This is a genomic window from Actinomadura rayongensis, assembly GCF_009831215.1.
Lineage (GTDB): Bacteria > Actinomycetota > Actinomycetes > Streptosporangiales > Streptosporangiaceae > Spirillospora > Spirillospora rayongensis.
Genome location: NZ_WUTW01000007.1, coordinates 212,005 through 231,757 on the forward strand (window position 1 = coordinate 212,005; position 19,753 = coordinate 231,757).

A 19,753-nucleotide genomic window follows, 5' to 3' on the forward strand; every position below is an offset into this window, starting at 1 on the left:
CTGTCCTGGGGTTACTTGCGCAGCAGCTTCTTGATGTTCTTCGCGTCGGCCGGGGCCACCACGGCCGGGCCGTCGAGCCGGCGCGTCCGCTTGGTCGGCTTGTGCTCGAGCAGGTGGTTCTTGTTGGCGCGGCGGCGCAGCACCTTGCCGGAGCCGGTCAGCTTGAAGCGCTTCTTGGCACCGCTGTGGGTCTTGGTCTTCGGCATGGTCGCCGTCGTCTCCTCTGCTCGTCCGTCCGTGCGCGGCGGCGCGCGGGCGCGCCTGAACCGGCGCGCTCCCCCGGTCGCTCGGACCGCGCCTGGACAGGCTCAATGTACGTGCGTTCCCGGCTCCGCCGGTACGGAGCCGGTGCCGGGCCGGCACCTGGCCGGCCCGCGGTCAGCCGGCCGCCGGCTCCGCGCCCGAGCGCGACGCCGCGCGCTCGGCCTTGGCCTCCGCCTTGGCCTCGGCCTTCTTCTTGTGCGGGCCGATCACCATGATCATGTTACGGCCGTCCTGCTTGGCCCGCGACTCGACGAAGCCCAGCTCCTCGACGTCGTCGGCCAGCCGCTGCAGCAGCCGGAAGCCCAGTTCCGGCCGGGACTGCTCACGGCCGCGGAACATGATCGTCACCTTGACCTTGTCCCCGGCCTTGAGGAACCGCACCACGTGACCCTTCTTGGTCTCGTAGTCGTGCGGGTCGATCTTCGGCCGGAGCTTGATCTCCTTGATGACCGTGTGCGCCTGGTTCTTCCGCGCCTCACGCGCCTTCATCGCGGACTCGTACTTGAACTTGCCGTAGTCCATGAGCTTGGCGACGGGCGGGCGCGCGGTGGGCGCCACCTCGACCAGGTCGAGGTCGGACTCGCGCGCCAGCTCCAGTGCCTTGGCGATGGGCACGATGCCCACCTGTTCGCCGTTCGGGCCGACGAGCCGGACCTCGGGCACGCGAATGCGGTCGTTGATACGCGGTTCGGCGCTGATGGGACCTCCTAGGGGCCGCTACAGGTGAAGTCTTCGGACCGGTCGTACCCCTGGGCCCTCATGCGAAAAGCCCCGTACGACTCGTCATACGGGGCCACCTTCGGCCGCCTCGGCGACGGTGCGCCGAAGCGACGGCGGCACAGCCAACGGCTGCGCGCCGGACCGAGACCCACCGGCCGCGAGCCGGTCAGGTGGGAGGTGGCCTCCGCTTGAGCGCCCGGTGTCCGCGTCTCACGACACGTTCGCCAGGCCGGTCAGGCATCCACTGTACCACCTGTGCGAAGTCCCGACACCAGGCCCTCAAGGGGTACAACCCCGGTACCGGGCGGGACATTCCCGCGTCCGTCAGGCGCGGCGGGCCAGCTCGGTCTCGCCGGCGGCGCGCATCGCGGCGACGGGGACGTCCGTGCGGCCCGTCATCAGCGTCACCTGCCGGACGGCCTGGTGCAGCAGCATCGGGAACCCGCCGACGACCGTCCGGCCCGCCCCGGCGACGGCGGCGGCCAGCGCGGTCGGCCACGGCGCGTACACCACGTCGAACAGCGCGGCGCGGGACGCCGCGACGGGCGCGGCGAACGCGTCGGCGGCGCGGCCGGGCAGCGTGGAGACGACCAGGTCGACGTCCAGCAGCTCCGGGACGCGGTCCAGCGTCGCGACGTCGACCGCCAGCCCGACCCGCTCGGCGGCGGCCAGCGACGCGGCGGCGCGCTCGGGGCTGCGCACGGCCAGCCGCGCCTTCGCCAGCCCGAGCCGGGCCAGCGCCGCGAACGCCGACGCGGCCGTCGCCCCGCCGCCGAGGACGAGCGCGGACGCGGGCGCGCCGAGCCCCGCCTCGGTGAGGGCCGCGACGATCCCGTGGACGTCGGTGTTGTCGGCGTGCCATCGGCCGTCGCGCCGGACGAGCGTGTTCGCCCCGCCGACCGCGACCGCCAGCTCCGACACCTCGGCGGCGAGGTCGAGCGCGACCCGCTTGAGCGGCATCGTCAGCGACAGGCCCGCCCACGACGCGTCCAGCCCGGCGAGGAACGGCGCGAGGCCGTCCTCGGCGCACTCGACGGCGGTGTACGTCCAGTCGTCCAGCCCGAGGGCCGCGTACGCGGCGCGGTGCAGGACGGGCGAGAGCGAGTGGGCGACCGGCGAGCCGAGCACCGCCGCGCGGACCGTCATTCGGGGTGCTGCGCCAGCCATTTGTCCAGCTTGTTCTTCATCCGGGTGAAGTCGGCGTCGGTGACGCCGTACTCGGTGTACCCGGTGGAGGGGTCGGTGGTCACGAAGTACAGCCAGTCGCCCTTGGCGGGCGCCAGCGCGGCCTTCAGCGCGGCCTCGCCGGGGCTGTCGATCGCGCCGGCCGGCAGGCCCTTGACGTAGTAGGTGCTGTAGGGCGACCGGACGGCCGTGTCCTTGTAGGTGACGTGCAGGGTGCGCTTGTTCAGCGCGTACAGCACGGTCGTGTCGAGCTGGAGCTTCATGCCCCGGTTCAGGCGGTTGTAGAGGACGCGGGCGATCTTCGGGTAGTCGTCCTCGGTGCCGCCCTCGGCCTGGAGCAGGCTGGCGAGGACGACGACGTCGCCCGGCTTCAGCCCGACCTCGGACGCCTTGGCCTCCAGCTCCAGGTCGTCGGTCTCCTTCTTGAACCGGGCGACCATGTCCTTGAGGATCCCGGCGGCGGACGCGTTCGGGTCCAGGTCGTACCGGCCGGGGAACAGGTAGCCCTCGACCTTGCCGCGCGCGTAGGACGGCAGGCCGAGCGCCGCGCCGTCCTTGGCGGCGGCCTGGAACTTGCGCACCGGGATGCCGGTCTTCTTCGCCAGCAGCGCGTAGATCTCGTTCGCGCGCCGTCCCTCGGGGATGGTGATCTGGTTGCCCGCGCGCGACTTCGGGTCCAGCAGCAGCGCCATCGCGGCGCGCGACGACATCCTCTGCCGCATCTGGTAGAAGCCGGGCTGGATCGAACCGGCGCGCGTCTCCCCCGCGTAGACCTTGAGGAACGCGGCGACGCTGCGGATGACGCCGTGCTCGTGCAGCGTGTCGCCGATGGCGACTCCGGTGGCCCCCTCGGCGACCTGGACGGTCACGCTCCCGGTGCCCGCGCCGGAGTAGTCCGGCGGGTGGATGCGGTTGTTCAGCCACGCGGCGCCGAGGACGCCGCCGGTCCCGACGACCGCGACGAGGAACGCCATCGAGAACAGGAACGCGGCGCTGCCGCTGCGGCGCTTGCGGCGCTGGCGGACGCGCGCGGGCCGGCGCCGCCGGTCCTCGCGGGGCTGCTCGGCGAACAGGTCCAGGTCGTTCATCAGCGATCACCGACGCTCTCGCCCGGGGGACGGCCCGTGGTCCGTTCGGCGTCCAGCGCCGCCTGCAGCAGCACGGTTGCGGCGGCCTGGTCCACGACTTTACGGCGGGCCTGGCCGTGCACGCCGCTCGCGCGCAGTCCGCTCTCCGCCGTGACGGTGGTGAGCCGCTCGTCGTACATCCGGACGGTCCCGGCGGGGAGCCGCCGGGCCAGCATCCGGGCGAACCGGCGCGCCGCCTCGGCCGCCGGACCCTCCCGCCCCGACAGGGACGTGGGCAGCCCGACGACGACCTCGACGGCCTCGTACTCGGCGACCAGCGCGACGAGCCGGTCCACGTCGCCGCGCCCGCTCCGGACGGTCTCCACCGGGGTGGCGAGGACGCCGCCGGGGTCGCTGCGGGCGACCCCGATGCGGACGCTCCCCACGTCGACGCCGAGCCGGACGCCGGTCCTCATCGCGCGGCCCCGCTCACGGTGCCTCGACCGCGCGGCGGACGGCCGCCAGCGCGTCCCCGATCGCGGCGGCGTCCGAGCCGCCGCCCTGGGCCATGTCGTCCTTGCCGCCACCGCCGCCGCCGAGCGTCCGGGCGGCGACGCCGACGAGCGCGCCCGCCTTCAGGCCGCGCTCGCGCGCGCCCTCGCTGACGGCGATGACGACGACGGGCCGGTCCTTGGGCACGCCCGCGACCATGACGACGGCGGGCCGCCCGGCCAGGCGCCCGCGCACGTCGGCGGCGAGCTTGCGCAGGTCGTCGGCGCCCGTGCCGTCCGGGGCGCGGTGCCCGACGAACGCGACGCCGCCGAGGTCGGCCGCGCCGTCGGCCAGCGACCCGGCGACGGCGAGGACCTGCTGCGACCGCAGCTTCTCCAGCTCCTTCTCGGCGTCGCGCAGCCGCGCGACGATCCCGGAGATCCGCTCGGGAAGCTGCTCCTTGCGGACCTTCATCTGCTCGGCGAGCTGCGCGACGAGCACGCTCTCGCGGGCGAGGAAGCGGAACGCGTCCACGCCGACCAGGGCCTCGACGCGGCGGACGCCGGCGCCGATGGACGACTCGCCGAGCACCTTGACCAGCCCGAGCTGCCCGGACGACGCGACGTGCGTCCCACCGCAGAGTTCGCGCGAGTAGTCGCCGACCTCCACGACGCGGACCTCGTCGCCGTACTTCTCGCCGAACAGCGCGAGGGCGCCCATCGCGCGGGCCTCGTCGATGGAGGTGTTGTACCAGCGGACGTCCAGGTCCTCGATGAGGACGGCGTTGACCTCGTCCTCCACGTCGCGCAGGACGCTCGGCGGGACGGCGCCCGAGGCGGTGAAGTCGAACCGGAACCGGCCCGGGGAGTTCTCCGACCCGGCCTGCGCGGCGGACTCGCCGAGCGCGCGCCGGAACCCGGCGTGGACCATGTGGGTCGCGGTGTGGGAGCGGGAGATCGCGCGGCGGCGCTCGACGTCGATCTCGGCGAACGCGGTGTCGCCGACGCGGGCCTCCCCGGCGACGACCGCGCCCCGGTGGACGATCAGCCCGGCCAGCGGCGTCTGGACGTCGCGGACCTCGACGCGCGCGCCGTTGCCGAACGTGATCGCGCCGTGGTCGGCGAGCTGGCCGCCGCCCTCGGCGTAGAACGGCGTGCGGTCCAGGACGACCTCGACCTCGGTGCCCTCCCCCGCCGCCGGGACGTTGGCGCCGTCGATGATCAGCCCGACCAGGCGCGCGTCGCCGGTCACCGCGCCGTAGCCGGTGAAGTCGACGCGTCCGCCCGAGAGGGTGAGCAGCTCGTCCAGGACCGAGACGTCGAGGTTGCCGGTCTTCTTCTCGCGGGCGTCCTTCTTGGCGCGGTCGCGCTGCTCGGCCATGAGCCGGCGGAAGCCCTCCTCGTCCACGCGCAGGCCCTGCTCGGCGGCCATCTCCAGCGTGAGGTCGATCGGGAAGCCGTAGGTGTCGTGCAGCTTGAACGCCTGCGCGCCGGGCAGCGCCGCCCCGCCCGCGCTCCGGGTCTCGGCGACGGCCGTGTCGAAGATCGCGGTGCCGGTGCGGAGCGTCTGGAGGAACGACTCCTCCTCCGCGTCGATCACGGTGTGGATGTTCGCGGCGGTGCGGACGAGGTCGGGGTACTGCTCGCCCATGGCGGCGATCGCGACGTCGGTGAGCGCGTGCATGAGGCCCGCGTCCTGCCCGCCGAGGAGCCGCAGGTTGCGGACGGACCGGCGCAGGATGCGGCGCAGCACGTAGCCGCGGCCCTCGTTGCCGGGCCGGATGCCGTCGGCGACCATCATCGTCCCGCTGCGGACGTGGTCGGCGATGACGCGCAGCGACACGTCCGCGCGGTGGTCGGCGCCGTACTTGGCGCCGGTCAGCTCGGCCGCGCGCTGCAGGACGCGCCACAGCGTGTCGGTCTCGTAGATGTTGTCGACGCCCTGGAGGATCGCCGCCATGCGCTCCAGGCCCATGCCGGTGTCGATGTTGCGGGACGGCAGGTCCCCGACGACGTCGAAGTCGACCTTGGAGCGGACGGTCCCGAGCTGCTTCTGCATGAAGACGAGGTTCCAGACCTCCAGGTACCTGTCCTCGTCGGCGACGGGCCCGCCCTCGCGGCCGTACTCGGGCCCCCGGTCGTAGTAGATCTCCGAGCAGGGCCCGCCGGGGCCGGGGACGCCCATGTGCCAGTAGTTGTCGGCCAGCCCGCGGCGCTGGATGCGCTCCAAGGGGACGCCGACCTTGGTGTGCCAGAGGTCCTGGGCCTCGTCGTCGTCGGTGTAGACGGTGACCCAGAGCTTCTCCTCGGGGAAGCCGAACCCGCCGTCGTCGCGCGACCGCGTCAGCAGCTCCCAGGCGAACGGGATCGCCTGCTCCTTGAAGTAGTCCCCGATCGAGAAGTTGCCGAGCATCTGGAAGAAGGTGGCGTGCCGCGTGGTCTTGCCGACCTCTTCGATGTCGGGGGTGCGGACGCACTTCTGCGCGCTCGTCATGCGCGGCGACGGCGGCGTGCGCTGGCCGAGGAAGTAGGGCTTGAACGGCACCATCCCGGCGGGCACGAGCAGCAGCGTCGGGTCCTCGGCGATCAGGCTGGCCGACGGCACGACCGTGTGCCCGCGCTCGGCGAAGAAGTGGAGGAAGCGCCGCGCGACCTCTGCCGACTCCATGATCAGTGGCCATCCTTGTCGTCGTCGATGATCGAATAGCGGGCCGCGCGGATGATCCGGCGGGGCCCGGCCTCGTCCGGCGCGGGCGGTGCCTGGTCCAGCCGGACGGCCTCGCGCAGCTCCTCCTCGCGCGCGGCCATCTCGGTGCGCACGTCGGAGGCGAAGTCCCGGATGCGGTGCCGCAGCCGCTCCCCGGCGTCCTGCCCGGACGCGACGGCGCGCGCGGCGACGTTGTCGGGCGACCAGGCGCGGGCGAACCGCTCGACGCGCCGCTTCACGCGGTGCGAGGCGTAGATCCCGGCGCCCGCGCCGACCGAAAGCCAGAACAGCCGCTTCATCGCCGTCCCTTCTCCCCGCCGCGCGGGAGCTGCGGCCGTCCGGCGTCGCCCTTGTTGCCGAGCGCCTTGCGGACGCCGTAGGAGAACGCCGCGGCCTTGACCAGCGGCCCGCCGACCACCGACGTCATGACGGTCGTCACCGCCGAGACGTTCTGCGTGACGCCCGCGACCTGCTTGGTGATCACGTCGGTGCGGCCGAGCTGCTCGTTGGCGCGCCGCACGGTGCGGTTCATGTCGTCCAGCAGCGGGCCGGCCTGCTCGCCGATCTCCGCGACGACCTTGCCCGCCTCGCCGAGCAGCCGGGCGAGGCGCAGCAGCGTGTAGGCCAGGAAGGAGACCAGCACAGCCCAGAACACGGCCACGATGAGACCTGCGAGCTGTCCGCCAGTGAGCATGAGGGTCATCCGTTCGGTTTGCGTCGGCACGTCGCGTCGGCACGGCCGGGCCGGAAACGCACCCTACCGTGGGCGCCGTCCTGGTCCGCGCGGCCGGAGCGGCGCGGCCCGCGCGCTCGGCCGTGCTCTGCAGATTATCGGGACGAACCGCCCAACGTGGAGTCCTCCGGCGATCGGGGCCGGGGCGCTCGCCCGCCGGGTCAGCCTGCCATGATCGTCCGGTCAGTCGCCACCTTGTGCGCCGTGTCCCCGCAAGACGGACCGAATCCGGGTAAGGACCTCGGTGAACCGGGCCTCTGCTCCGTGGCGGGTGGGACGGTAATAGTCGCGTCCGTCCACGTTGTCGGGGGCGTACTGCTGCCGGACGACCCCGCCGGGGTGGTCGTGGGCGTACAGGTAGCCCTCGCCGTGGCCGAGCCGGGCCGCGCCCTTGTAGTGGGCGTCGCGCAGGTGGTTCGGGACGGGTCCGGCGAGGCCCTTGCGGACGTCCGCCATCGCCGCGTCCACCGCCTTGATCACCGCGTTGGACTTGGGCGCCAGCGCCAGGTGGATCACGGCCTGCGCGAGGTTGATCCGCGCCTCGGGCAGCCCGATCAGCTCCACGGCCTGCGCGGCGGCGACGGCGGTCTGGAGCGCGGTCGGGTCGGCCATGCCGACGTCCTCGCTGGCGTGGACGACGATCCGCCGCGCGATGAACCGGGGGTCCTCCCCGGCCTCGATCATCCGGGCGAGGTAGTGCAGGGCGGCGTCCACGTCGCTGCCCCGGATGCTCTTGATGAACGCGCTGGTGACGTCGTAGTGCTGGTCGCCCTCGCGGTCGTAGCGGACGGCGGCGCGGTCGACGGCCTTCTCCAGCACGTCGACGTCGATCGCGCCGTCCTCGGGGGCGACCAGCGCCGCGGCCTCCAGGTAGGTGAGGGTGCGGCGGGCGTCGCCCCCGGCGAGCCGGATCAGGTGGTCCTCGGCGGCCGGGTCGAGCGTGACGGCCCCGTTGAGACCGCGTTCGTCGGCGAGGGCGCGGGCGATGACCTCGCGCAGGTCGTCCTCGTCCAGCGGCTCCAGCGTCAGCAGCAGCGACCGCGACAGCAGCGGGCTGATCACCGAGAAGAACGGGTTCTCGGTGGTCGCGCCGATGAACGACACCCAGCGGTTCTCGACGGCGGGCAGCAGCGCGTCCTGCTGGGCCTTGTTGAAGCGGTGGACCTCGTCCACGAACAGGACGGTCTGGCGGCCCGTCATGCCGAGTTCGCGGCGGGCCAGCTCGATCTCGGCGCGGACGCGCTTCACGCCGTCGCTGACGGCCGAGACCTCCACGAAGCGGCGCGCGGTGACGCGGCTGACGACGGTCGCGAGCGTGGTCTTGCCGGTGCCGGGCGGGCCCCACAGCAGCAGCGACATCGGGACGTCCCGGTCGACGAGCTGCCGGATCGGGGTGCCGGGGCCGAGCAGGTGGCGCTGGCCGACGACCTCGTCGAGCGAGCGGGGGCGCATCCGGACGGCCAGCGGGCCGCCGGACTCGTCGGGGACCTCGGCGCGCGGCGCGGCGTCGGGCGGGGACGCCGGGACGGACGGGTCTTCGAAAAGGCCGTCCGCCTGCCCCGTCTCCCTCCGGTTCGTCACGCTCCGACACTATCTCGCGGCGCCGACAGTCCGGCACGGCCCGGTGCCGGGTATTCTGCGCACCGTGAACGCGACCGGCACCGCCGACCGGACCGAGCGCCCCCGGCGCGGTCCGCTCGGGCTGCTGCTCGCCCTGTTCGTCGCGGCGGGCCTGGTGTTCAGCTACGGGCTCGGGCACGCCCCGCCCCGCGAGATCTGCACCGCGCACAGCCTGCACGCCCCGGCCGGCCTCCCGGCGGCCGTCCCGGCCGGCATCGCCGACGGCATCGCGGACGGTGTCGCCCACGCGGTCGCGCCGCCGTCCGGCCACCACGGGTTCCCGGTCGACGCGTGCTGCCTCGCGCTGCCCGTCCTGTTCGGCCTGCTGGCGTTCGCGCTGGCCGCGCTCCCCCGCCCGTCCGGGCTGCGGCGGCCCGCCCGCAGCGGGTGGACGCTCGCCCTGCCGCCGCCGCTCGCCGCCTCCGCCCCCTCGCTCGCCGCCCTCCAGGTGCTCCGGCTGTAGACGGCCCCGCCGCCGCCAGCCCTTTTTCCTTCCAGCACCTGGAGATCTTTCGTCATGCCAGCGAACACGCGCGCCCGCGCGCGCAAGAACGTCCTGACCGAGCGGCGGACGCCGTGGGGGTCCATCGCCTTCTTCACCGTCGTGGGGCTGATCGCCGTGGCGGCCGTCACCGTCGCGTTCGTCCGGTCCCGGCCGTCCGACGCCGGGAAGGGCATCGCGGGGCTCGTCGTGAAGGACGACCTCAGCCAGAACCACACCACCGGTCCCGTCACCTACCGCGACAGCCCGCCGATGGGCGGCGACCACGACCCGACGTGGCAGAACTGCGACGCCCGCATCTACACCGCGCCGCTGCGGAACGAGAACGCCGTCCACGCCCTGGAGCACGGCGCCGTCTGGATCACGTACCGGCCGGGCCTGGCCGCCGCGCAGGTGGACGCGCTCGCCCGCCGGATCCGCGCCGTCGACTACTCGCTGATGAGCCCGTACCCGAACCTGGACGCACCGATCGCGCTCACCGCGTGGGGACGGCAGCTCAAGCTCACCGACGCGAACGACCCGCGCGTGGACGCGTTCCTGTCCGCGTTCGTGAAGGGGCCGCAGACGCCCGAGCCCGGCGCTCCCTGCACGGGCGGCAAGGACGCACCGTGACGGCGCGGCGGGTGACGGTCGTCCTCGCGGCGCTGCTCGTGGCGGTCGTCGCCGTCCTGCCCGCGCTGCGCTCGGGCGCGGCCGGGCCGGACGGCCCCGAGGCCGGGTTCGCCCGCGACATGAGCACCCACCACGCGCAGGCGGTGCGGATGGCGATGACCGTCCGGGACCGGACGCGCGACGACGCCGTCCGCACCCTCGCCTACGACATCGCCACCACGCAGTCGCAGCAGATCGGCATGATGACGGCGTGGCTGGACCGGTGGGGCGCGCCGAAGACCGATCCACGCGGCCCGATGCGCTGGATGAGCCACGAAGGCCATGCGGGCGGGGCGCAGGCGATGCCCGGCATGGCCACGCCCGCCCAGCTCGCCGCGCTGGAGCGGGCGTCGGGGCGGGACGCCGAGGTGCTGTTCCTGCGGCTGATGATCGTCCACCACCGGGCCGGGGTGGAGATGGCCCGCGCCGTCCTCGCCCGCACCGGCGACGCGCAGGTCCAGCGGCTCGCCCGCACGATGGTGCGCGGTCAGGAGGCAGAGATCGCGCTGATGACCGGGATGCTCCGGCAGCGGGGCGGCTGACCGTCGCGGGGCGGGCCAAGCCCGCCCCGCGACGTCAGGAGAACTCGGCGAGCGTGCGCTCGGCCTCGGCCAGCCACGCGCGGCGGGCGGTCAGGGCCTCCTCGGCGTCCTTGACGTCCCGGTCGCGGCCCGCCGCGACGGCCTTGTCGCGCCGCTTCTCCAGCTGCTCGATCGACCCGCGCAGCTGCGTCACCGTCGCCTCGGCCCGCGCCCGCGCCTCGGGGTTGGTGCGCCGCCACTCCGACTCCTCGGCGCCGCGCACGGCCTCCTCGATCTTGCGCAGCCGTCCCTCCAGCCGGTCGCGCTGGTCGCGCGGCACCATCCCGGCCGCCTCCCAGCGCTCGTGGATGCCGCGCAGCGCCTGCCGGGCCTGCCGGACGTCGCGGACCGGCAGCAGCTTCTCGGCGTCGGCGAGGATCTCCTCCTTCTTCTGCGCGTTCACCGCGAACTCGGCGTCGCGCTCGGCGAACACCGCGCCGCGGGCGGCGAAGAACACGTCCTGCGCGCCCTTGAACCGCGTCCACAGCTCGTCCTCGACCTCGCGGGCGGCGCGGCCCGCCTGCTTCCAGCGGCGCATCAGCTCGCGGTAGGCGGCGGCGGTGTCGCTCCAGTCGGTGGAGCCCTGGAGGGCCTCGGCCTCGGCGACCAGGCGCTCCTTCTCGCGGCGGGCCTCGTCGCGCTGCTCGTCCAGCGTCGCGAAGTAGGCCTTGCGGCGCTTGGTGAACGCGTTGCGGGCGGCCGACAGGCGCTTCCACAGCGCCGCCTCGGTCGGCCGGTCGACGCGGTCGGCGGCCTTCCACTCCTCGACGAGCGTGCGCAGCCGCTCGCCGCCGTTCTTCCAGTGCGTCTCCTCGGCCGCGATCCGCTCGGCCTCGGCGACGATGCGCTCCTTGACCTCGCGGGCCTCGGTGCGGGCGTGCTCGCGGCGGGCCTTGGCCTCCTCGCCGCGCTTGCCGACGAGCCCGTCCAGGGCGTCCAGGCGGCGGACGAGCGCGTCCAGGTCCCCGACGGCGTTCGCGCCGACCACCGAGTCGCGCAGCCGCCGGACGGTCTGCTCGGCCTGCCTGGGCTGCAGGTCCGTGGTCTTCACGCGCTGCTCCAGCAGGGCGATCTCGGTGACCAGCGCGTCGTACTTCCGCTTGTAGTAGGCGAGCGCCTCGTCCGGCGCGCCGGCCTGCCAGGAGCCGACGACGCGCTCACCGCCGTCGGCGGTCTTCACGTAGACCGTGCCGTCGTCGTCCACCCGGCCCCACGGATCGGTCGCGCTGGACACCCTTGCCTCCTGATTCGCGGGCCCGGTGGAGATCACGGACCCAAGACGCTCCACACCTTAGTATCCCGAACGCCTAATTCCCGGCGATCGTGACGTCCTGGATCGTGACCTTCTTCTTCGGCTCGCCGGTGCCGTCGGCGCCCTTCTTGGCGATGCCCGCGTCCGCGACCGCCTGCAGCTTCTCGATACCCGAGGTGATCTTTCCCAACACCGTGTAGTCGGGCGTGAGCTGCGAGTCCCCGTAGACGAGGAAGAACTGGCTTCCGTTCGTCCCGGGACCGGCATTGGCCATCGCCAGCGTTCCCTTGGTGTATTTCGCGCCGGTCGTGTTCTCGTTGTCGAACTGGTAACCGGGACCGCCGCTGCCCGTTCCCGTCGGGTCGCCGCACTGGAGCATCTTCAGCCCCGCGCCGGTCGACAGACGGTGGCAGTGGCTGTTCTTCCAGTAGCCCTTCTTCGCCAGGAACGCGAAGGAGTTCGTCGCGCAGGGCGCCTTCGCGCCGTCCAGCGCCAGCCCGATGTCGCCCTGGCTCGTCTTGATCGTCGCCTGGACGGTCCCGTGGTAGAGCGGCTTGGCCGACGGCTTGCCGAGGCCCTTCGGCGCCCCGGCGTCGCCCGCGGCGGCCCGGTAGTCGCACTCGCCCGGCTTGCCCTTGGCCTCGGCCTTCTTGTCGTCCCCGCCGGTGAGCACGACCAGCGCGGCGCCCCCGGCGGCGACCACGACGGCCACCGCCCCGGCCGAAATGATCTTGACGCGACGGGCTCTGGCCCGCTCGGCCTCCAGCCGCTGCTGCTGGCGCTCATAGCGCTGCCGTGCGAGCTGCTTCTTGCGGTCCTTCCCCGCCACGTGCCCTGCCCTCTCGCCGCGATCAATGAACGTGCAGCGCATAGTAGCGGTACCGGCGGACCGCCCCGACACGGCGATCACGGGATCTCGTTCGCGGTCGCGACCGTCGCGCCGGTACGCTCGGTGACACCGCGCCCGGACGGCGGCAGAGCCCGTCCCGGGCGGCGCGAGGCCCGCGGTCGGAGGAGACCGGCGGCGCCGGACTCGCCCCAGATCGGCCCTAGGAAAGGACGACCGTGCTCGTCGCCGGGTTCCCCGCCGGATCGTTCGCCGCGAACTGCTACGTCGTGGCGCCCGAGGCGGGCGCGGAGTGCGTGATCATCGACCCCGGCGAGGACGCCGCGGGCGGGATCGACGACGTCCTGCGCGAGCACCGGCTCAAGCCGGTCGCCGTGCTGCTCACCCACGGGCACCTCGACCACGTCTGGTCGGTCGCGCCGGTGTGCGGCGCCAAGGACGTCCCCGCCTGGATCCATCCCGATGACCGGGACCTGCTCACCGATCCCGCCAAGGGCCTGTCGCTGAACCCCGGCCAGGAGCTGTTCGGCGGCCTGACGCTGAGCGAGCCCGACGACGTCCGCGAACTCGCCGACGGCGCCGAGCTGGACCTCGCGGGGCTCCGGTTCACCGTCGACCACGCCCCCGGCCACACGCCGGGCTCGGTGACGTTCCGGACGCCCGCCGCCGCCGACATTCCGGACGTCATGTTCACCGGCGACCTGCTTTTCGCCGGGTCGATCGGCCGCACCGACCTGCCCGGCGGCTCCTACGACGAGATCCTCGCGAGCCTGTCGCGGGTGTGCCTGACGCTGCCCGACACGACCGTCGTCCTGCCCGGCCACGGCCCGCAGACCACGATCGGCCGCGAGCGCACGACGAACCCGTTCCTGGCGGAGCTGGCGCCCGCCGACGGGCCGGACAAGGGATTCTGATCGACCGTGAGTTCGAGCTTCCAGGCCCCCAAGGGGGTCAGTGAATACGTCCCGCCGCGCGCCGAGCGGTTCGCCGCGATCCGCGACGCGTTCGCCGAGCGCGCCCGCCGCGCCGGGTACGGCTACCTGGAACTGGCCGTCTTCGAGGACACCGACCTGTTCCGGCGCGGCGTCGGGGAGTCCACCGACGTCGTCAGCAAGGAGATGTACACCTTCGAGGACCGGGGCGGCCGGTCGCTGACGCTGCGGCCGGAGTTCACCGCGACCGTGCTGCGCGCCGTCCTGGAGCACAACCTGCACCGCCAGGGCGGGCTGCCGGTCAAGGTGTGGACGGCCGGGCCGGTGTTCCGCGCCGAGCGTCCGCAACAGGGCCGGTACCGGCAGTTCTACCAGCTCGACCTGGAGGCGATCGGCACCGAGGACCCGCAGGTCGACGCCGAGACGATCGCGCTCGCGGCCCGCTGGTACCGCTCGCTCGGGCTCACCCAGGTGCGGTTGCTGCTGAACTCGCTGGGCTGCAAGGAGTGCCGTCCGGTGTACCGGGCCGTCCTCCAGGACTTCCTGCGCGGGCTGGACCTGGACGAGGCCACCCGCGCCCGCGTCGAGATCAACCCGCTGCGCGTCCTGGACGACAAGCGCCCCGACGTCCGGGCGCAGGTCGCCGACGCGCCGCTCATGGCCGACCACCTGTGCGCGGCGTGCAAGGAGTACCACGACCGCGTCCGCGCGCTGCTCGCCGACCTCGGCGTCGCCTGGGAGGACGAGCCCCGCCTGGTGCGCGGCCTCGACTACTACACCCGCACGACCTACGAGTTCGACCACCCGCTGCTCGGCGCGCAGTCGGGCATCGGCGGCGGCGGACGCTACGACGGGCTGTCGGAGGACATCGGCGGCCCGCCGCTGCCCGGCATCGGCTTCGGGCTCGGCCTGGACCGCACGATCCTGGCGCTGGAGGCCGAGGGCTCGGCGTTCGCCGGCAAGCCCCGCTGCGAGGTGTTCGGCGTCGCGCTCGGCGAGGCCGCGGAGCGGCGGATGTTCACGCTGGTGGACGAGCTGCGCGAGGCCGGGATCGCCGCCGACATGGCGTTCGGCGGCAAGCGGCTCAAGGGCGCGATGAAGGACGCCGACCGGTCCGGCGCGGCCTACGCGGTGATCCTCGGCGACCGAGATATCGCGGGCGGCGAGGCGCAGCTCAAGGAGCTGGCCACCGGGGACCAGACCGCCGTCCCGCTGACCGACATCACATCGACGCTGAGGGAAAGGCTTTCCGAATGATCCGCTCGCACGAGGCGGGGACGCTCCGCCGGGAGCACGCCGGGCAGCCGGTGACGCTGGCCGGGTGGGTGGCGCGGCGCCGCGACCACGGCGGCGTCACCTTCATCGACCTGCGCGACGCGTCCGGCACCGCCCAGGTCGTCTTCCGCGAGGAGGACGCCGCCCACGACCTGCGGTCGGAGTACTGCGTCCGGGTCACCGGCGAGGTCCGGATCCGGCCCGTCGGCAACGAGAACCCCGAGCTGCCGACCGGCGACATCGAGGTCGTCGCGACGGAGATCGAGGTGCTGTCGGAGGCGGCGCCGCTGCCGTTCCCGATCGAGGGCGACGTCAACGTCAACGAAGAGATCCGGCTCAAGTACCGATACCTCGACATCCGGCGCGAGGCCGTCGCGAACGCGCTGCGGATCCGGTCGCGGGCGTCGTTCATCGTCCACGACGTGCTGGACGGGCACGGGTTCGTGAACGTCGAGACGCCGACGCTGACCCGCTCCACCCCCGAGGGCGCGCGCGACTTCCTCGTCCCGGTCCGGCTGCAGCCCGGCCGCTGGTACGCGCTGCCGCAGTCGCCGCAGCTGTTCAAGCAGCTCCTCATGGTCGGCGGACTGGAGCGCTACTACCAGATCGCCCGCTGCTACCGCGACGAGGACTTCCGCGCCGACCGGCAGCCGGAGTTCACCCAGATCGACATCGAGATGTCGTTCGTGGAGCAGGCGGACGTGCTGCGCGTCGCCGAGGACCTCGTCGCGCGGCTGTGGAAGGACGTCGCGGGCTACGAGATCCCGCGTCCGATCCCCCACATCACCTACGCCGACGCGATGGCCCGGTACGGCTCGGACAAGCCCGACCTGCGGTTCGGCCTCGAACTGACCGACATGACGTCCTACTTCGCGGACACGTCCTTCCGCGTCTTCCAGGCGCCGTACGTGGGCGCGGTCGTCATGCCGGGCGGCGCGGCGCAGACCCGCAAGGAGCTGGACGCCTGGCAGGACTGGGCGAAGGCGCGGGGGGCGCGCGGCCTCGCGTACGTGCTCGTCCAGGAGGACGGGACGCTCGGCGGCCCCGTCGCCAAGAACCTCTCCGACGCCGAGAAGGCCGGCCTCGCCGCCGCGACCGGCGCGGCCCCCGGCGACGCGATCTTCTTCGGCGCCGGCAAGCGCCACGCCACGCAGGAACTGCTCGGCGCGGCCCGGCTGGAGATCGGCCGCCGCCGCGACCTCGTCGACGAGTCCGCGTGGGCGTTCGTCTGGGTCGTGGACGCACCGGTCTTCGAACCCGTCGAGGACGAGCGCGGCGAGCAGGTCGGCTGGACGGCCGTCCACCACCCGTTCACCGCGCCGAAGGCCGCCTACGCCGACACGTTCCACGACGACCCGGGCAGCGCGCTCGCCGACGCCTACGACATCGTCTGCAACGGCAGCGAGATCGGCGGCGGCTCCCTGCGCATCCACCGCGCGGAGATGCAGCAGCGCGTGTTCGACGTCCTCGGCCTGTCCAAGGAGGAGGCCGAGTCCCAGTTCGGCTTCCTGCTGGAAGCCTTCAAGTTCGGCCCGCCCCCGCACGGCGGCATCGCCTTCGGCTGGGACCGCGTCGTGATGCTGCTGGCCGGCGAGTCCTCGATCCGCGACGTGATCGCCTTCCCGAAGGCGGCGTCCGCCTACGACCCGCTGACCGCCGCCCCCACCCCGATCACCGCCAAACAGCGCGCCGAGGCCGGCATCGACGCCGACCCCTTCGCCGAAAAAGACTGACCCACCCGCCGCGACGGGGGACGGATCCAGCTCGCGCGCGAGCACGTCCCCCGTCGCGGCGCGAGCCGCCAGGCGAGCGCCGCGACGGGGTCAGCGGTTGGTGCCGCTGGTGATGCGGTAGACGTCGTACACGCCGTCGATCGAGCGGACGGCCTTCAGGACGTGGCCCAGGTGCTTCGGGTCGCCCATCTCGAACGTGAAGCGGCTGACCGCCACGCGGTCGCGCGTGGTGGTGACCGACGCCGACAGGATGTTCACGTGCTGGTCGGACAGGACGCGCGTCACGTCCGACAGCAGGCGCGGCCGGTCCAGCGCCTCGACCTGGATCGCGACGAGGAACACCGAGTCCTCGCCGGGCGACCACTTCACGTCGATGAGCCGATCCGGCTGGGCGCGCAGGCTCGCCACGTTCGAGCAGTCCGCCCGGTGCACCGAGACGCCGTGCCCGCGCGTCACGAAGCCGACGATGTCGTCGCCGGGGACGGGCGTGCAGCAGCGCGACAGCCGCACCCACACGTCCGGGTCGCCCGCGACGACGACGCCGGGGTCGCCGGCGGGACGGGTCCGCTTGCGGCGCGTCGGCAGCGCGATCTCGGCGAGGTCCTCGTCGGCGCTCTCCGGGCCGCCGAGCGCGTCCACCAGGCGCTGCACGACGTTCTGCGCCGACACCTGGTTCTCGCCGACGGCCGCGTACAGCGACGACACGTCCGGGTAGCGCATGTCGCGGGCCAGCGCCAGCAGCGCCTCCCCCGACATCATCCGCTGCAGCGGCATGCTCTGCTTGCGCATCGCGCGCGCGATCGCGTCCTTGCCGGACTCGATCGCGGTGTCGCGGCGCTCCTTGGAGAACCAGTGCCGGATCTTGTTGCGGGCGCGGGCGCTCTTGACGAAGTTCAGCCAGTCCCGGCTGGGCCCGGCGTCCGGCGACTTGGACGTGAACACCTCGACCGTGTCGCCGTTGTCGAGCGTGGACTCGAGCGGCACGAGCCGTCCGTTGACGCGCGCGCCGATGCAGCGGCTGCCGACCTCGGTGTGGATCGCGTACGCGAAGTCGACCGGCGTCGCGCCCTGCGGGAGCGCGATCACGTCGCCCTTCGGCGTGAAGACGAACACCTCCGACACCGACAGGTCGAACCGCAGCGACTCCAGGAACTCGGCCGGGTCGGCGGTCTCCTTCTGCCAGTCCAGGAGCTGGCGGAGCCACTGCATGTCGGCGGCCCGGCGGCCCCCGACCGTCTCCTCCTTGTACTTCCAGTGCGCCGCGACGCCGTACTCCGCGCGCCGGTGCATCCCCCACGTCCGGATCTGCAGCTCGACGGGCTTGCCCTCCGGCCCGATCACCGTCGTGTGCAGCGACTGGTACATGTTGAACTTCGGCATCGCGATGTAGTCCTTGAACCGGCCGGGCACCGGGTTCCACCGCGCGTGGATCGTGCCGAGCGCCGCGTAGCAGTCGCGGACGCTGTCCACCAGGACCCGGATGCCGACCAGGTCGTAGATGTCGTCGAACCCGACGTCGCGGGCGATCATCTTCTGGTAGATCGAGTAGTAGTGCTTGGGACGGCCGGTGACCGTCGCCTTGATCCGGGAGTCCCGCAGGTCCGCCGAGACGTTCTCGATGACCTCTTGCAGGAAGATGTCGCGGCGCGGCGCGCGCTCGGACACCAGGCGGGCGATCTCGTCGAACCGCTTCGGGTACAGGGTCGCGAAGGACAGGTCCTCCAGCTCCCATTTCAGCGTGTTCATCCCGAGCCGGTGCGCGAGCGGGGCGAAGACCTCCAGCGTCTCGCGGGCCTTCTTCTCCTGCTTGTGGCGCGGCATGTAGCGCAGCGTGCGCATGTTGTGCAGCCGGTCCGCGAGCTTGATCACGAGGACGCGGATGTCGCGGGCCATCGCCACGACCATCTTGCGGACGGTCTCGGCCTCGGCGGCGTCGCCGTACTTGACCTTGTCGAGCTTGGTGACGCCGTCCACCAGCGCCGCGATCTCGTCGCCGAAGTCGCCGCGCAGCTCGTCCAGCGTGTACGCGGTGTCCTCGACGGTGTCGTGCAGCAGCGCCGCGACGACCGTCTCGGTGTTCATGCCCAGCTCGGCGAGGATCGTCGCGACGGCCAGCGGATGCGTGATGTACGGATCGCCGCTCTTGCGCTTCTGGTCGCGGTGATAGTGCGCGGCCACGTCGTAGGCGCGCTCGATCTGCCGGACGTCCGCCTTCGGATGCGTGTTCCGGACGGTCTTGATGAGGGGTTCGAGGACGGGGTTCATGGCGGATCCCCGCTGCGCGCCCAGCCGCGCGAGCCTGCGGCGCACCCGTGCGGCGGACGGCGGGATCGGGGCCGGTTGCGGCCGGGACGGGTCGTCGGTCGGCGGGGCCTGCGCCGCCGCCGGATCGGTCGCCGGATCGGACGGCGGGACGGGCGCGGTGGTCTCGGCGGTCGGCCCGCCCGTCCGCTCCCCGGGGCCGCCGGACGGCCCGGGCCTGTTCGCGGACGGCGCGGGGGTCACCGCGTCGCTCGACACCACCTCACCGGGCACCCAGCCTCCCCAACGCAACGACGGGCGCGTGATCTGCCCTGTTCCGCCCGGGGAGCGCCCGTCCCCGCCGGACCACTGGTACCGGACAGTGTATCCGGCGCCTTTTCGTACTAGACCGTAACCAGGGAATGAACGTCCAGATTCCCGATCCGGTCGCGACCGCCCAGAAAGGACAGCTCCATCAGAACCGACAGCCCGACGACCTCGGCGCCGCCCCGGGCGACCAGGTCGGCCGCCGCCCGCGCGGTGCCCCCGGTCGCGAGCACGTCGTCCACGATGAGGACGCGCTCGCCGGGCGTGAACGCGTCGGCGTGGACCTCGATCGTCTCGGTCCCGTATTCCAGATCATAGGACCGTTCATACGTCGCCGAGGGCAGTTTTCCCTTCTTGCGCACCGGAACGAATCCCGCGCCGAAGTGGTAGGCGATGGGCGCGGCCAGAATGAACCCGCGCGCCTCGATTCCGACGATCTTGTCGACGGTGCCGCGCCCGTGGTGGTTGACGATCGCGTCGACCACCCCGGCGAACGCGACGTGGTCCGCCAGCAGCGGCGTGATGTCCTTGAAGACGACCCCGGGCTTGGGGTAGTCGACGACGTCGCGGATCCGGTCCCTGATCAGGCCGTCGAGGTCCACTGCGCTCCCTGCTCCCCCGGCCG

General features: G+C 73.0%; 19 protein-coding genes. 6 read left to right on the forward strand and 13 right to left on the reverse strand.

The window, feature by feature from the left end:
• Positions 1-11: 11 nt before the first annotated feature.
• The 9 genes from rpmI to GQ466_RS26000 all read right to left on the reverse strand — a co-directional run bounded on the left by rpmI (position 12) and on the right by GQ466_RS26000 (position 8,619).
• Entirely contained in the window at positions 12-206 is a 195-nt protein-coding gene (rpmI, locus tag GQ466_RS25960) for a 50S ribosomal protein L35 (RefSeq protein ID WP_161105653.1), read from the reverse strand.
• A 172-nt stretch (positions 207-378) separates the two neighbouring features.
• Positions 379-963: a translation initiation factor IF-3 gene (gene infC / locus GQ466_RS25965; protein ID WP_161105760.1), complete on the reverse strand. Its 585-nt coding sequence runs from the start codon at positions 961-963 to the stop codon at positions 379-381.
• A gap of 345 nt (positions 964-1,308) precedes the next feature.
• On the reverse strand, positions 1,309-2,151 hold the full coding sequence (locus GQ466_RS25970) for a shikimate dehydrogenase (protein WP_161105654.1): 843 nt from the start codon (positions 2,149-2,151) through the stop codon (positions 1,309-1,311).
• Positions 2,127-3,257: an endolytic transglycosylase MltG gene (mltG, locus tag GQ466_RS25975; protein WP_161105655.1), complete on the reverse strand. Its 1,131-nt coding sequence runs from the start codon at positions 3,255-3,257 to the stop codon at positions 2,127-2,129. Before mltG ends, GQ466_RS25970 begins: the two co-directional genes overlap by 25 nt.
• Positions 3,257-3,712 carry a Holliday junction resolvase RuvX gene (ruvX, locus tag GQ466_RS25980; RefSeq protein ID WP_161105656.1) on the reverse strand — a complete coding sequence of 152 codons (456 nt, stop codon included), beginning with the start codon at positions 3,710-3,712 and terminating at the stop codon, positions 3,257-3,259. The genes mltG and ruvX overlap by 1 nt, the downstream gene beginning before the upstream one ends.
• 13 nt (positions 3,713-3,725) lie before the next feature.
• On the reverse strand, positions 3,726-6,395 hold the full coding sequence (gene alaS, locus GQ466_RS25985) for an alanine--tRNA ligase (RefSeq protein ID WP_161105657.1): 2,670 nt from the start codon (positions 6,393-6,395) through the stop codon (positions 3,726-3,728).
• Positions 6,396-6,397: 2 nt separating this feature from the next.
• Positions 6,398-6,733: a hypothetical protein gene (locus GQ466_RS25990; protein ID WP_161105658.1), complete on the reverse strand. Its 336-nt coding sequence runs from the start codon at positions 6,731-6,733 to the stop codon at positions 6,398-6,400.
• Positions 6,730-7,128 carry a DUF948 domain-containing protein gene (locus GQ466_RS25995; RefSeq protein WP_161105659.1) on the reverse strand — a complete coding sequence of 133 codons (399 nt, stop codon included), beginning with the start codon at positions 7,126-7,128 and terminating at the stop codon, positions 6,730-6,732. The genes GQ466_RS25990 and GQ466_RS25995 overlap by 4 nt, the downstream gene beginning before the upstream one ends.
• Positions 7,129-7,350: 222 nt before the next feature.
• The gene (locus GQ466_RS26000) at positions 7,351-8,619 is read right to left on the reverse strand and encodes a replication-associated recombination protein A (protein WP_237418402.1); all 1,269 of its coding nucleotides are present in this window, start codon (positions 8,617-8,619) and stop codon (positions 7,351-7,353) included.
• Between the two features lie 193 nt (positions 8,620-8,812).
• On the opposite strand from GQ466_RS26000, the gene GQ466_RS26005 reads away from it, so the two are divergent.
• Genes GQ466_RS26005 through GQ466_RS26015 form a run of 3 tightly spaced genes read left to right on the forward strand, consistent with a single transcriptional unit; the run spans position 8,813 to position 10,482 of the window.
• On the forward strand, positions 8,813-9,250 hold the full coding sequence (locus tag GQ466_RS26005) for a hypothetical protein (protein WP_161105660.1): 438 nt from the start codon (positions 8,813-8,815) through the stop codon (positions 9,248-9,250).
• 54 nt (positions 9,251-9,304) lie between these two features.
• On the forward strand, positions 9,305-9,901 hold the full coding sequence (locus tag GQ466_RS26010; protein WP_161105661.1) for a DUF3105 domain-containing protein: 597 nt from the start codon (positions 9,305-9,307) through the stop codon (positions 9,899-9,901).
• Complete coding sequence (locus tag GQ466_RS26015) at positions 9,898-10,482, forward strand: DUF305 domain-containing protein (RefSeq protein ID WP_161105662.1); 585 nt, start codon at positions 9,898-9,900, stop codon at positions 10,480-10,482. Before GQ466_RS26010 ends, GQ466_RS26015 begins: the two co-directional genes overlap by 4 nt.
• A 34-nt stretch (positions 10,483-10,516) precedes the next feature.
• Here GQ466_RS26015 and GQ466_RS26020 read toward each other — a convergent pair whose 3' ends face one another.
• Together GQ466_RS26020 and GQ466_RS26025 are read right to left on the reverse strand one after the other, a co-directional pair.
• Positions 10,517-11,755: a DUF349 domain-containing protein gene (locus GQ466_RS26020; RefSeq protein WP_161105663.1), complete on the reverse strand. Its 1,239-nt coding sequence runs from the start codon at positions 11,753-11,755 to the stop codon at positions 10,517-10,519.
• A gap of 73 nt (positions 11,756-11,828) precedes the next feature.
• A complete protein-coding gene (locus GQ466_RS26025; RefSeq protein WP_161105664.1) occupies positions 11,829-12,602 on the reverse strand; it encodes a peptidylprolyl isomerase in 774 nt (257 codons plus the stop codon).
• Between the two features lie 236 nt (positions 12,603-12,838).
• On the opposite strand from GQ466_RS26025, the gene GQ466_RS26030 reads away from it, so the two are divergent.
• From GQ466_RS26030 to aspS, 3 genes are read left to right on the forward strand one after another with little or no spacing between them, the layout of a single operon-like run.
• Positions 12,839-13,534 carry an MBL fold metallo-hydrolase gene (locus GQ466_RS26030; RefSeq protein ID WP_161105665.1) on the forward strand — a complete coding sequence of 232 codons (696 nt, stop codon included), beginning with the start codon at positions 12,839-12,841 and terminating at the stop codon, positions 13,532-13,534.
• A 6-nt stretch (positions 13,535-13,540) separates the two neighbouring features.
• A complete protein-coding gene (gene hisS / locus GQ466_RS26035) occupies positions 13,541-14,809 on the forward strand; it encodes a histidine--tRNA ligase (protein ID WP_161105666.1) in 1,269 nt (422 codons plus the stop codon).
• Positions 14,806-16,560, forward strand: a complete 1,755-nt coding sequence (gene aspS / locus GQ466_RS26040) for an aspartate--tRNA ligase (protein WP_161105667.1) — start codon at positions 14,806-14,808, stop codon at positions 16,558-16,560. The genes hisS and aspS overlap by 4 nt, the downstream gene beginning before the upstream one ends.
• A gap of 90 nt (positions 16,561-16,650) precedes the next feature.
• Here aspS and GQ466_RS26045 read toward each other — a convergent pair whose 3' ends face one another.
• Both GQ466_RS26045 and GQ466_RS26050 read right to left on the reverse strand, forming a co-directional pair.
• Positions 16,651-18,825, reverse strand: a complete 2,175-nt coding sequence (locus GQ466_RS26045; RefSeq protein WP_237418405.1) for a RelA/SpoT family protein — start codon at positions 18,823-18,825, stop codon at positions 16,651-16,653.
• Positions 18,826-19,205: 380 nt separating this feature from the next.
• Complete coding sequence (locus GQ466_RS26050) at positions 19,206-19,730, reverse strand: adenine phosphoribosyltransferase (protein WP_161105669.1); 525 nt, start codon at positions 19,728-19,730, stop codon at positions 19,206-19,208.
• Positions 19,731-19,753: the final 23 nt, after the last annotated feature.